This is a genomic window from Natronoflexus pectinivorans (assembly GCF_004345615.1).
GTDB lineage: Bacteria > Bacteroidota > Bacteroidia > Bacteroidales > Marinilabiliaceae > Natronoflexus > Natronoflexus pectinivorans.
This window is the reverse complement of the sequence record NZ_SLWK01000002.1, coordinates 75,955-87,941: the sequence shown is the minus strand read 5'-3', so window position 1 is coordinate 87,941 and position 11,987 is coordinate 75,955. Positions and strand designations below refer to the sequence as shown.

The 11,987-nt window shown below is 39.4% G+C and carries 14 protein-coding genes and 2 tRNA genes; 12 read left to right on the top strand and 4 right to left on the bottom strand.

Annotation, left to right across the window (positions count from 1 at the left end; translation table 11 throughout):
• The first annotated feature begins 35 nt into the window (after positions 1-35).
• The 3 genes from EV194_RS03900 to EV194_RS03890 are packed head-to-tail and all read left to right on the top strand — an operon-like array spanning position 36 to position 2,166.
• A complete protein-coding gene (locus tag EV194_RS03900) occupies positions 36-686 on the top strand; it encodes an ABC transporter ATP-binding protein (RefSeq protein ID WP_132432349.1) in 651 nt (216 codons plus the stop codon).
• Positions 670-1,446: a TIGR02757 family protein gene (locus EV194_RS03895; RefSeq protein ID WP_132432347.1), complete on the top strand. Its 777-nt coding sequence runs from the start codon at positions 670-672 to the stop codon at positions 1,444-1,446. Before EV194_RS03900 ends, EV194_RS03895 begins: the two co-directional genes overlap by 17 nt.
• 9 nt (positions 1,447-1,455) lie before the next feature.
• Complete coding sequence (locus tag EV194_RS03890; RefSeq protein WP_132432345.1) at positions 1,456-2,166, top strand: tRNA1(Val) (adenine(37)-N6)-methyltransferase; 711 nt, start codon at positions 1,456-1,458, stop codon at positions 2,164-2,166.
• 83 nt (positions 2,167-2,249) lie between these two features.
• On the opposite strand, the gene EV194_RS16860 is transcribed toward EV194_RS03890, so the two are convergent.
• Positions 2,250-2,420: a hypothetical protein gene (locus EV194_RS16860; protein WP_165921796.1), complete on the bottom strand. Its 171-nt coding sequence runs from the start codon at positions 2,418-2,420 to the stop codon at positions 2,250-2,252.
• 503 nt (positions 2,421-2,923) lie between these two features.
• Here EV194_RS16860 and mutS point away from each other — a divergent pair.
• Positions 2,924-5,536: a DNA mismatch repair protein MutS gene (mutS, locus tag EV194_RS03885; RefSeq protein ID WP_132432343.1), complete on the top strand. Its 2,613-nt coding sequence runs from the start codon at positions 2,924-2,926 to the stop codon at positions 5,534-5,536.
• 81 nt (positions 5,537-5,617) lie between these two features.
• Here mutS and EV194_RS03880 read toward each other — a convergent pair whose 3' ends face one another.
• Positions 5,618-5,764, bottom strand: a complete 147-nt coding sequence (locus EV194_RS03880) for a lmo0937 family membrane protein (RefSeq protein ID WP_132432341.1) — start codon at positions 5,762-5,764, stop codon at positions 5,618-5,620.
• Between the two features lie 53 nt (positions 5,765-5,817).
• Positions 5,818-6,030 carry a hypothetical protein gene (locus EV194_RS03875; RefSeq protein WP_132432339.1) on the bottom strand — a complete coding sequence of 71 codons (213 nt, stop codon included), beginning with the start codon at positions 6,028-6,030 and terminating at the stop codon, positions 5,818-5,820.
• 217 nt (positions 6,031-6,247) lie between these two features.
• Between EV194_RS03875 and EV194_RS03870 the strand changes: the two genes are divergently transcribed.
• The 5 genes from EV194_RS03870 to EV194_RS03850 all read left to right on the top strand — a co-directional run bounded on the left by EV194_RS03870 (position 6,248) and on the right by EV194_RS03850 (position 8,741).
• Positions 6,248-6,320 (top strand) — tRNA-Gly (locus EV194_RS03870).
• Between the two features lie 51 nt (positions 6,321-6,371).
• Positions 6,372-6,456, top strand: a tRNA-Leu gene (locus EV194_RS03865).
• A gap of 290 nt (positions 6,457-6,746) precedes the next feature.
• Positions 6,747-7,385: a hypothetical protein gene (locus EV194_RS03860; protein ID WP_132432337.1), complete on the top strand. Its 639-nt coding sequence runs from the start codon at positions 6,747-6,749 to the stop codon at positions 7,383-7,385.
• A gap of 171 nt (positions 7,386-7,556) precedes the next feature.
• A complete protein-coding gene (locus tag EV194_RS03855) occupies positions 7,557-8,288 on the top strand; it encodes a porin family protein (protein ID WP_132432335.1) in 732 nt (243 codons plus the stop codon).
• Between the two features lie 168 nt (positions 8,289-8,456).
• Positions 8,457-8,741, top strand: coding sequence for a hypothetical protein (locus tag EV194_RS03850; protein WP_132432333.1), 285 nt, complete (start codon positions 8,457-8,459; stop codon positions 8,739-8,741).
• Here EV194_RS03850 and EV194_RS03845 read toward each other — a convergent pair.
• On the bottom strand, positions 8,736-9,236 hold the full coding sequence (locus EV194_RS03845; protein WP_132432331.1) for a flavodoxin: 501 nt from the start codon (positions 9,234-9,236) through the stop codon (positions 8,736-8,738). The two genes, EV194_RS03850 and EV194_RS03845, sit on opposite strands and share 6 nt — an antisense overlap.
• A 105-nt stretch (positions 9,237-9,341) precedes the next feature.
• On the opposite strand from EV194_RS03845, the gene EV194_RS03840 reads away from it, so the two are divergent.
• From EV194_RS03840 to EV194_RS03830, 3 genes are all read left to right on the top strand, one after another.
• A complete protein-coding gene (locus EV194_RS03840; RefSeq protein WP_132432329.1) occupies positions 9,342-10,436 on the top strand; it encodes a CapA family protein in 1,095 nt (364 codons plus the stop codon).
• A gap of 77 nt (positions 10,437-10,513) precedes the next feature.
• Positions 10,514-10,849: a MerR family transcriptional regulator gene (locus tag EV194_RS03835; RefSeq protein ID WP_132432327.1), complete on the top strand. Its 336-nt coding sequence runs from the start codon at positions 10,514-10,516 to the stop codon at positions 10,847-10,849.
• A gap of 42 nt (positions 10,850-10,891) precedes the next feature.
• Entirely contained in the window at positions 10,892-11,986 is a 1,095-nt protein-coding gene (locus tag EV194_RS03830; protein ID WP_132432325.1) for a Nif3-like dinuclear metal center hexameric protein, read from the top strand.
• The last annotated feature ends 1 nt before the right edge of the window (position 11,987 follow it).

The following is an 11,987-nucleotide window of genomic DNA, read 5'->3' as shown; positions in this document are numbered from 1 at the left end:
ATTTTCACATCAAAAAATCTAACGATTTTTAATATATGGTTGAAGGCAAAGGTATCAGAAAATCTTTTGGAGACCTGGAAGTACTTAAGGGCATTGATATATCAATTGCCCCGGCGGAAATTGTTGCCATTCTAGGAGCCAGCGGAGCAGGAAAAACAACGCTGCTTCAAATTTTAAGTTCTCTTGACAATCCTACGCACGGAGAGGTATTCATAAACAACACAGCAGTTCATAAACTGGGTGAGAAGCAACTTGCCCGGTTCAGAAATCAGAACATCGGTTTTGTTTTTCAGTTTCACCAGTTGCTACCGGAATTTACAGCAGCCGAGAACTGCATGCTTCCCGCTCTCATCGGCGGAATCCCACAAAAAGAAGCAGAAAAAAAGGCCAAAGAACTTCTCTCTTTCCTGGGATTGGAACAACGACTGGAACATAAACCAGGACAGCTCAGTGGTGGTGAAAAACAGCGAGTAGCGGTTGCCAGAGCATTAATCAACGATCCGGCGGTAATTTTTGCCGACGAACCGTCAGGAAATCTCGACTCCAAGAATCAGGATGAGCTGATGGATCTGTTTATAAATCTCCGCCAACAGTTTAAGCAAACCTTCATCATTGTTACCCACGATGAACATCTGGCCGAGAAATCAGACCGCACCATTCATATGAAAGATGGGTTCATTGAATAGCATCCCACAACAAACCATTGAATTCCTGAACACCAAAGCAGCATTCTATCATGCTCCCTGGTTTATCAAGGAGGATCCCATATCCATCCCTCATCGTTTTTCAAGAAAAGAAGACATCGAAATCAGCGCTTTTCTGACTGCTATCATTACCTGGGGACAAAGAAAAATGATTCTTCAAAAAGCTTCCCTATTAATGGAGTTGATGGAAAACAACCCGCATGACTTTTTGATAAACGCCGGACATCAAGAATTTCAAAAATTCAACTCATTTGTTTACCGAACATTTAATCACGTTGATTGCATCTATTTTCTAAGTACTCTTAGAAATATCTACAGACATCATGGAGGCTTGGAAGAACTGTTTTTAATAGGCTACAAAACCAACCAATGCATATTTGATGCATTGGTTTACTTTCGTCAATTCTTCACCTCTTTCAGTCCCATGCCGCGCACCGGGAAGCATTTGGCAAACGTTGAAAAAGGATCAGCAGCGAAACGGTTCAACATGTTCCTAAGATGGATGGTAAGACCTGATGAAGGTGTTGACTTTGGAATCTGGAAAAAAATAGATCCGGCACACCTCATGATCCCGCTGGACGTTCATGTTGCCCGGGTGGCAAGAAATCTTGGTATTTTACAACGCAAACAGAACGACTGGAAAGCAGTTGTAGAACTAACTCAAGAACTGAAAAAAATCCGCCCCCACGATCCGGTCTTTTACGATTATGCTCTTTTTGGCTCAGGTGTTTACGAAAAATAGCGAAAACCGATGTTTCATTTCAAACAATTCTCGGTAAAACAGGACAAAACTGCCATGAAAGTTGGCACCGATGGGGTGCTTCTTGGCGCCTGGGTTCCGGTTGAAAACAGCTGCAAAATTCTGGATATTGGCACCGGTACTGGATTGATAACCCTCATGCTGGCGCAAAGAAATCCAAACGCCATTATTACAGCCATCGATATTGATGAAGATGCGTTTTCACAGGCAATGGAAAACGTCTTGGACAGTCCCTGGCACGATAGAATAACAGTGATTCATGAATCACTGCAAAAGTTCAGCAAAAACCATCCGGTAAAATTTGACCTCATCGTAACCAATCCGCCATTTTTTAATAATTCCCTTCATGCTCAGAATAAAGCAAGATCCACAGCCAGGCATACCCATCTCCTGCCCCACGAAGACCTATTAATTGATGGAAAGAATTTGATGACAGCGAATGGAAAACTGGCATTGATATTACCGGTAACTGAATACCAATTATTCTCAAGGAAAGCTGAAAATTTTGGTTTCTACGAAAACCAAAACATGACCATCTTTCCCACCCCAAAAAATGCGGCTGTAAGAATTATGGGAATATGGGGACTCCAAAAAACATCAGAAACCTTCAAAGAAGAAATCATTATAGAGGAATATGGTCGCCACAAATATTCAGATGAATACATTGCCCTCACCAGGGAGTTTTATCAAAAAATGGCATAAAAAAGCAGGTGCCATCAAAAGAGAAGGGATTAGCTTGATCGATTTGACAGCAACCTGCAGGGAGGGATCTTAAATATTTTTACTTAATCAAATATGCGGTTAAGAATGACGTATGCTGCTGTTCCTCCTACAATCAAAAGTCCACCTGACACCAAAACGGCATTACTTACCATGTGCTGAATTACATATACGCTTAAAAGTATTGCTCCTAATACTATTAATATGATACCGGCGTATTTAATCAAATCATTCATAAGTGCTTTGTTTTTTTATGGTTTTAACATGAATAAAATTACTTATCAACATGGCCAGACAGAACTCGAATGAGACAGGTTCATCCGTGCTTGTATTTTATAAATTAAGCCCGTTTCATAAAAGTACAAACAGAAACCGATTTTTCAAACTTTTTTGAATTAAAAGAATCGGTGACTGAATATCTCATCATATTCTTTTTTGAAAATTTTCATCTGTTTATAATTTGTTTTTTATAGGATAGATGGAACTCGCCAATAATCATCCTTACTTCGACTAGGCTCAGTACTTCACCTGTGTGAGAACTTTTTCTCATGGCTCGTTTCATCTGTTTATAATTTGTTTTTTAAGTTACCAGATGGAACATCCATGAATAATCATCTGCCTATATGCCTAATTTTCTTAACATGGATGTTTCATTTTATTCATTTGCACTTATCTTTGTGTGTTACAAAAAAAGATTTCAACATTTTACAACAAGCTTTTTACATCAAAAACAGAAATAATGGCAAAGGAGAAGGCAGTTCAAACACCTCTGATGAAACAATATTATGGAATAAAGGACAAATATCCCGATGCCATTTTGCTGTTTAGAGTGGGCGATTTTTATGAGACCTTTTCTGAAGATGCCATTAAAGTTTCGGAAATTCTAGGGATAACTCTTACACGGAGAGCCAACGGCGCTGCCCAGTATGTTGAGCTGGCCGGGTTTCCTCATCATGCTTTGGATACCTATTTGCCAAAATTAGTACGTGCTGGTCAGCGGGTAGCTGTATGCGACCAGCTGGAAGATCCAAAAATGACCAAGACCATCGTTAAAAGAGGTGTTACTGAACTGGTTACACCTGGAGTGGCCATCAACGACAACATACTTGAACACAGGGAGAATAATTTTCTGGCTGCTGTTCACCTTGATTCCAAATATGGAGGAATCGCCTTTCTGGATCTCTCTACAGGAGAGTTTTTAACCGCTGAAGGCACCCATGAACATGTTGAAAAGCTTCTTTCCGGATTCAAGCCAAAGGAGGTTCTTTATGAGAAGGCAAAGAAGGCTCAATTCACTGAAGTGTTCGGATCAAAATACTATGTATATCCTCTGGAGGACTGGATTTTCACAGCCGATGCAGCCGATGATCGGCTGCTAAAACATTTCGAAACCAAATCCCTTAAAGGATTTGGTGTTCAGAGCCTGAAATATGGAACCATTGCTGCCGGTGCCATCCTTCACTACCTTGATCTGACACAGCATCATCAAATATCACACATTACATCATTGTCGCGCATAGAAGAAGAACGCTATGTGTGGCTGGATAAATTCACCATACGTAACCTGGAGATATTTCAGCCGGTAAATGAAGGCGGAAAAACCCTCATTGACATCATAGATAAAACCATCACCCCCATGGGGAGCCGTATGCTGAAAAGATGGGTTGCACTTCCTCTCAAAGATGTACAACCCATTAAAGACAGGCAGGCCGTTGTGGAATATTTCTTTCGCGAGCCGGAATTGCGCAGCAGTCTGGAAACCTACCTTCGCCCCATTGGGGATCTGGAACGCCTGGTTTCGAAAGTAGCTGCCGGAAGACTAACCCCGCGTGAGATGGTGCAACTAAAAAATGCCCTGGGGAATGTCGCTCCTGCCAAAGAACTTTGCCAACAATCGGAAAACGAGGTTCTTCAGCATATTGGGGAACAACTCAACCCATGCCGATCGTTGTATGAGCGCATACACAAGGAAGTAACAAGCGACCCGCCGGCTCAGCTCAATAAAGGCGGAGTAATTGCCGAAGGAGTTTCTGAAGAGCTGGATGAACTGCGTAGCATCGCATACTCCGGCAAAGACTATCTTAATAATTTGCAGAAAAGAGAAAGCGAACTGACAGGAATTCCAAGCCTGAAGATTGCTTTCAACAACGTATTCGGCTATTATATTGAGGTAAGAAATACCCATAAAGACAAGGTTCCTGAAAACTGGATACGCAAACAAACTCTGGTAAATGCTGAACGCTATATCACAGAAGAACTCAAAGAGTACGAATCAAAAATTCTGGGGGCGGAAGAGAAAATCCTTGCCCTCGAAACTCGGCTCTATGCTCAACTTTTATCAGCTACAGCAGAATTTATTCCTGCCATACAGGTAAATGCAACTTTATTGGCCCGACTGGATTGCCTCATCGGTTTTTCAGTATTGGCGGCTGAAAACAAGTACATTCGCCCCGATATCAACGACACCGATGAAATCAAAATATCGGCTGGTCGTCATCCTGTAATTGAGAAGCAACTCCCACCGGGAGAGGCATACATCCCCAACGATGTATGTCTGAACAACGAAAAGCAACAAATCATCATTATTACCGGCCCAAATATGGCAGGTAAATCAGCCCTTTTGCGACAAACAGCCCTCATCGTGCTGCTTGCACAAACAGGCAGTTTTGTGCCCGCTGAAGCAGCACAAATCGGCGTGGTTGATAAAATTTTCACCCGCGTAGGTGCATCGGATAATATATCGCAGGGAGAGTCCACCTTTATGGTTGAAATGAACGAAGCCGCAAGCATTCTGAATAACATTTCGAATCGTAGCCTGGTTTTGTTTGATGAACTGGGACGCGGAACCAGTACTTACGATGGAATTTCTATTGCATGGAGCATTGTTGAGTACATCCATGAAAATAAAAGAGCGCTGGCCAAAACATTATTCGCCACGCACTACCATGAGCTAAACGAGATGGCCAACACTTACAAACGTTGTAAAAACTACAACGTTTCAGTAAAAGAGGTGGACAACAAAGTGATTTTTTTAAGAAAGCTGGTTCCTGGCGGTAGCAATCACAGTTTTGGGATTCACGTGGCACGTATGGCCGGAATGCCGAAAAGCGTTGTGAAACGTGCCGACGACATACTGAAAGAACTTGAAGACACCCATCGCAAGGGACAACTTTCCAAGCCCGTGGGTGATTTGGCAAAACAAAGAGAGGGTTTCCAGCTGAGCTTTTTTCAATTGGATGACCCCGTTCTAAAGCAAATTAGAGACAGAATTGCCAGTTTGGACATCAACAATCTGACTCCCATGGATGCACTCAACCAACTAAACGAGATAAAGAAAATTGCTGGGTTATAACTGTTATAAAACTGTTTAGGTAAATCATGAGATTCGCCTAAGCTAATCACCAGAAGAGCACACAACCCAACAGTAGTGAAATTACCTTCCCCTAATTATCCTCAACAAAACTGCGATGATGGCAATAACCAACAAAATATGAATTAATCCACCAACACTATACCCGACATAACCGATAGCCCAAAGAATAACCAATATAACGGCAATTAAATATAGTAAACCACCCATATTAATTAATTAAAAGTTAAACTTCATATTAAATTAGATACAGAAGAAACTAATTATTGCTTTTTCCGGCTGAGCAATAATATTATAATACCTCCCAGAGCAACAGCTCCTCCAACCCATTGTGGCCAGTTGACTTCATGCTCTTTTTCCTGAGTAATGGCAAATTCACCTATTTCAACAACGTCCTCTTCAGTTTTAAATGAAATGCCGGTAAAAATTGTAATCAATAATCCAATAACGATAAGAATAACTCCTATTTTCTTCATAAAACATACGTTTATATTCAAACATCTATTCAATTTCGTAATAATAATCCAAAATGTCAAAAAAGAAGACAACATACTCCGAAAACAGAAATATTTGAATTCTAATTATCTGTAGAAAACGAAAAGAAACTCACGAAATTTTTCTAAAAAAAGGGATGAAAAAATTGCGACTGATGTTTGCACAAAAGAAAAAAGTTCTATCTTTGCAACTGCAAACGCGAAAATAGCTCAGTTGGTAGAGCACGACCTTGCCAAGGTCGGGGTCGCGGGTTCGAGTCCCGTTTTTCGCTCTCAGTTTAATCCCCGTAACGCGGGGATTTTTTACATAAAAACTATGGTCTGCCCGGATGGTGGAATTGGTAGACACGCTGGACTTAAAATCCAGTGGCCATTGCGGCCGTGCGGGTTCAAGTCCCGCTCCGGGTACACTTTTACAACAAAGCCTCTTGATTTTCAGGAGGCTTTGTAGGTTATAGATGACAAAGTCTCTCCGAGCCTTTATTGCGCCATATAGATATTCCGGAGCATTTCGACCACATTGCGTAATTGGTCAAATCTTTTTCTGCTTTTCTGCTTTTTTGTTTAGTTTTATAAGGGGTTGTGATAATGTATTTATAACCGTAATTGTTTTATGAATAAGTTGGCAGCAAGTGTGACGCAACTTTTTCATTGTATTAAGCATCTTAATTGAAAGACTAAAATAAAAACTTTAGATTATGAAAAACCTTAGGGTTCAAAACATCTTCTGTTTTTTATTGATTTTCCTTTTCAATGGGTGTGAAGAGAAGATTGAAACAGAGCATAATTCAGAATTATTAATTGGATACTGGATAAATCCTCAAATTGTCGATTCATTAGTTACTTTTAGTAAATCAAGTAAATTGGTTGACGCTAATTATGGTATTGCATTTCATTCTGATGGTTCATTCATTGAGAGGAATAATTCGGGATGGTGCGCAACACCCCCGATTTCATATTCAAATTTTAAAGGTTCATGGGTAAAGAATGATTCTTTAGTAATTATTTTAGTTGACTATTGGGGCGGCATAGCAAGATATCAATGGAAAATAATTGATGTAGGAGACAATAAACTGGTTGTTAATAAAATAAAAGTGGAATACAATTATGACATAGGGAAATTAAAAAATTATACAGGACTTGATGGTTGTGGTTGGATTATCGAATTAGCTGATGAATCCAGGTTAGAACCTATTAATTTAGATCTCTTCGATTTGCAATTAGCAGAAAATAAAGAAATAATATTTAAATATCACCAAAGGACTGATTTAGGTAGTTATTGCATGATTGGTAAAGTGATTGAGATTGATGAAATAATAGATTTGACCAAAATGTAATTGTATGACCAAAGAATATCAAGATGCTCCTCACGACCCATTTTCAATTACGAGAATAATAATTACGGGAGACTGCCTGAATACAAAAACTTGCAGTAAATGGCTGAGGTGGTAATACATAGATTGTAAAATTGATTGATTCAGGTAATTAAAAGCGAACATTTAGATAATATGAGACAGATTTTAATGATTCTAATATTAGGACTATTCACAATAGGAGAAATTTCCGCACAAGATTTTAAAAGGATTAATTATCAATTAGATTTTGGAACTACATTGACAATTCCATATAAAAGCACAATCGAAATATGGCCTGAGATAGATAAACATCCACATACTGATTATAGTCCAAATTTCGGATATTTTCTTGAAGTCATGATTTCATATAACCTAAACAGGAAATATTCGATTAACACTGGATTGAATTACAATTACACTGCACTTGGAATAAGCGATAAGATTGGGCTATTTGAAAATAAAGGTAATTTGACAAACTCATACTTAACCTTTCCAGTTTTGATAAAATGTCGTTTATCCAATAAATTACCAATTTCAATTTCTACAGGGCCTTACCTTAGTTTGTTAATTAGTGCCAATGAAAAAGGCACTACCTATATTGATACCGCGGGATTTATTTTTGATGATCCAGACCCTTTATTAGAATCCATAGAACCAATACAAAAATACAACACGGATGTAAAAAAGAATTATTCCGCGATTGATTATGGCATATCTCTTCAACTTGATTATGATATTAAATTATCACAAAGATTAAATGGAGTAGTGCTGACTCGATTTAATTATGGACTCAAAAATGTGCTAACAAATGATTTAGTAAATAATAGTTCAGCCAACGATTGGAAAAACTACAATTTCATGATTGGATTTGGAGTAAAACTATAAAGAATTGTATGGCAATGGATATTTCTTTGAGACATCTATTATCCATCAAAAGAAAAACCCAGAAAACCAAGTATTATAAATACGCTAACAGAAGAACTCATATCCGTTTCTGCAAATTGTACAGTTTCACATTTTTACTTATTTTTACGGCTTAAAATAAGGGTCTTCATGGCAAAAAAGGCAAACAAGAAAAGTGACAACGCTTCTGTACAACGACATCAGGCGTTAAAGCGGCAACATAAAGTAACCATCCTATTAAACGATAAGGAACTGGAAGCGATTGATATGTATTGTAAAAAATACAAGGTTAAATCAAAAGCAGGTTTTATTCGGGAATCCGCACTTAGAAATGTTATGACCCAATTCCTGGAAGATTATCCAACTCTGTTTGCAAAACAGGAGTTGGACAGTCTGGTGGTAAGGCATGTTGCTGAACCGGAAAACAGATTATAATAATTCTCTGATGCTTTCAGCCCATTTCTCAATTCGGTAATCGGACAAATCAGGTTCGTTATCCTCGTCGAGAGCAAGACCAACAAACATGCCTTCTCTATAGGCTTTTGATGATGCAAAATCGTACTCATCTGCCGGCCATTCACCTATAAACTTCACACCTTTATTCTGCAAAAGCTCGTAGAGTTTCCCCATACCATCGCAAAAAGTATCAGGGTAATTCTGCTGATCACCAAGACCAAACAGCGCAATGGTTTTGCCGGACAAATCCTGCTGAACCAACATCTCCACAAATGTTTCAAAATCATCCTGCAACATACCCACACCCCATGTTGAGGTTCCAAGAATAATAGTAGAATATGCCTTGATGGTTTCCGGAGAAACATCATTAGCTCCTTTTAAATCAGCTTTTTGAATAAGTGATTGTAACTTTTCGGCCACAAAACGGGTATTACCTAAGGATGACCCATAAACAATCAATATGTTAGAATTCATTTTGTTTCAATTTTGTTTTAAATATCATCATAATTTAATTAAAGAACAAAGGCGCAGAATTAAAAGTTCAGCAAACCCATTTTTAAATATTGAGAGCAGCAAATCATGAAGAGACAAATATTTTTATTCATTTTAATCGTAATATCATTCAGGGCTGCATGTCAGGAAGCCACTCTGCTCTTTTTTGGGGACATAATGGGACATGGAGCACAAATTGAGAGTGCAGAACGCGATGAAGGCAGATACTACGACTATTCAGAAAACTTTAAATATATTGAGCCCTACTTCCGATCGGCAGATGTTGTTGTAGGTAATCTTGAAGTAACACTGGCCGGAAAACCTTATAAAGGATACCCGCTTTTCAGCTCTCCGGACGAGCTCGCAACGGCTCTCAAAGAGTCAGGGGTAAATGTTCTGGTTACAGCCAACAATCACTCGTGCGATCGTGGTAGAGCAGGACTGGAAAGAACAATCAAAGTTCTGGATCAACATCACTTTGTGAGAACAGGAACTTTTCTGGATAGCACGGATATGGCAAAACACCATCCCCGTATCATTCACATCAATGGTATCAAACTGGCTCTGTTAAACTACACATACGGCACCAACGGCATTCCTGTTACGCAACCAAACATTGTCAACCTCATCGACAAAGAAACAATGAAACAGGATCTAAAACTGACAAAATCCATGCATCCTGACAAAATCATCATGTTTCTGCATTGGGGTAACGAATACGCCACCTCACCATCAAATGATCAAACAGAATTGGCAGAATTTCTTTTTGAACATGGAGCAGACATCATCATTGGAGCCCATCCGCACGTCATTCAACCCATGCACCTCACTTACCAAAACGACCGCGAACAATTGGTTGTTTACTCTCTGGGAAATTTCATATCCAATCAAAGATGGGAACTGACTGACGGTGGGGCAATGGTTCGAATTACATTGGCAAAGCACAAAGGCGACACCTACATTAAAGATGCTCAGCATCTGCTTACCTGGGTTCACACACCAATCATCGACAATCGCCGTAGGTACTATATATACCCGGCTTCTGTGTGGGACAGGCAGGGTGTTCCTGACCATATCGCCCCGGGATGGGAAGGCATGAAGCAATATCTGAAAAGCGCAAGGGAAGTGATGCAACTAAACACCTATATACGAGAAGCAACCGAAGAGTGGCCATTAAAATAATGGCATCAAAATTACTTGTAATCATTAAAAAAAAAGAGTAAAATTGTAAGATAGATATTCCTAAATTTAGTTGTACCATGCCATATAAAGAGCCTGTAATTGAAAAACTCTACTACACCATAGGTGAAGTAGCTAAAATGTTTAACGTCAACACCTCCTTAATTCGTTTCTGGGAAAAAGAATTCGACATCATCAAACCCCATAAAAACAAAAAAGGCAATCGCCTTTTTACGCCTCAGGACGTTGAGAACTTCCACCTGATCTACCATTTGGTAAAAGAAAAAGGGATGACACTGAAAGGTGCCGAAAAAAAACTGAAAGAGAACAAAGAAGACACCATAGAAAACTTCGAAGTAGTAAAACGGCTGAAAGATATCAAAGAGATGCTAATCGATATCAAAGAAGGAATGTAGGTTTGAGCCTGCCATTTTACAAATTGAATTAGTTTCGAAAAAATGACCATAAAAGAGATCATCAGCCATCTTGAAGACTTTGCTCCGCAATCGCTTCAGGAAGGGTTTGACAACAGCGGAATGCAAACCGGCGATGTAAACCAAAATGCTACCGGAGCTCTCATCACACTTGATGTTACACCGGAGGTTGTTAATGAATCGATAAAGAAAAACTGCAACCTCATCATCAGTCACCATCCGGTCACCATTTCAGGGGTAAAAAGCCTTACCGGAAAAAACCTGTCAGAACAGGTTTTTATCAAAGCCATCAAAAACAGCATTGCCATCTATACCGCACACACCAACATTGACAATGTAAAAAACGGTGTCAGCGGCATTTTGGCTAACAAACTGGGGCTCATCAATCACAAAATTCTGTCGCCTAAGCAAAATGCCCTGGTAAAACTGGTGGTATTTGTGCCCAAAGAAGCTGCCGGTGAAGTTCGAAATGCCATATTTGAGGCCGGAGCAGGTCAAATCGGCAATTACAACTCATGCAGTTTCAACATGGCTGGCGATGGTACATTTCGGGGCGATGAATCAACCAATCCATATGTTGGGAAAAAAGGAGAATTGCATACCGAGTCTGAAATCAGGGTAGAAACCATTCTCCCGGCCACTTTGCAATCCAGGGTTTTAAATGCTTTGATAAAAGCACACCCGTATGAAGAACCTGCATTTGATTTTTATCCTCTGAACAACAGTTGGACGGAAGCAGGGCTAGGAATTGTTGGAGAATATCAACAACCGCTGAGCAAAACAGAATTTCTTTCAAAACTAAAAGAAGTGACGAATGCCTCATGCATTCGTTACACCGAATGCATGCATGAAAAGGTTCAAAAAGTGGCTGTTTGCGGAGGAAGCGGCAGTTCTTTTTTAAGAAATGCCATTGCCTTGGGTGCCCAGGCGTTTGTAACCGGCGATTTTAAGTACCATCAGTTTTTTGATGCAGAAAACCGCATTATGATTGCAGATGTGGGACATTATGAAAGTGAACAGTTCACTAAAGAACTTTTTTTTGAGATACTTACAAAAAAAATCCCTAATTTTGCAGTCCGTTTATCAGAAGTAAATAGCAATCCTATAAAATATTTTTAGC

What these genes read in the sequence shown, in the direction of transcription:
- EV194_RS03845 (WP_132432331.1), bottom strand. Translation starts at nt 9,236, where the DNA reads ATGAATTCTAACATATTGATTGTTTATGGGTCATCCTTAGGTAATACC.
- EV194_RS03890 (WP_132432345.1), top strand. Translation starts at nt 1,456, where the DNA reads ATGTTTCATTTCAAACAATTCTCGGTAAAACAGGACAAAACTGCCATG.
- EV194_RS03850 (WP_132432333.1), top strand. Translation starts at nt 8,457, where the DNA reads ATGGCAAAAAAGGCAAACAAGAAAAGTGACAACGCTTCTGTACAACGA.
- EV194_RS03900 (WP_132432349.1), top strand. Translation starts at nt 36, where the DNA reads ATGGTTGAAGGCAAAGGTATCAGAAAATCTTTTGGAGACCTGGAAGTA.
- EV194_RS03840 (WP_132432329.1), top strand. Translation starts at nt 9,342, where the DNA reads ATGAAGAGACAAATATTTTTATTCATTTTAATCGTAATATCATTCAGG.
- EV194_RS03830 (WP_132432325.1), top strand. Translation starts at nt 10,892, where the DNA reads ATGACCATAAAAGAGATCATCAGCCATCTTGAAGACTTTGCTCCGCAA.
- EV194_RS03855 (WP_132432335.1), top strand. Translation starts at nt 7,557, where the DNA reads ATGAGACAGATTTTAATGATTCTAATATTAGGACTATTCACAATAGGA.
- EV194_RS03895 (WP_132432347.1), top strand. Translation starts at nt 670, where the DNA reads ATGGGTTCATTGAATAGCATCCCACAACAAACCATTGAATTCCTGAAC.
- EV194_RS03875 (WP_132432339.1), bottom strand. Translation starts at nt 6,030, where the DNA reads ATGAAGAAAATAGGAGTTATTCTTATCGTTATTGGATTATTGATTACA.
- EV194_RS03835 (WP_132432327.1), top strand. Translation starts at nt 10,514, where the DNA reads ATGCCATATAAAGAGCCTGTAATTGAAAAACTCTACTACACCATAGGT.
- EV194_RS03880 (WP_132432341.1), bottom strand. Translation starts at nt 5,764, where the DNA reads ATGGGTGGTTTACTATATTTAATTGCCGTTATATTGGTTATTCTTTGG.
- EV194_RS03860 (WP_132432337.1), top strand. Translation starts at nt 6,747, where the DNA reads ATGAAAAACCTTAGGGTTCAAAACATCTTCTGTTTTTTATTGATTTTC.
- mutS (WP_132432343.1), top strand. Translation starts at nt 2,924, where the DNA reads ATGGCAAAGGAGAAGGCAGTTCAAACACCTCTGATGAAACAATATTAT.
- EV194_RS16860 (WP_165921796.1), bottom strand. Translation starts at nt 2,420, where the DNA reads ATGAATGATTTGATTAAATACGCCGGTATCATATTAATAGTATTAGGA.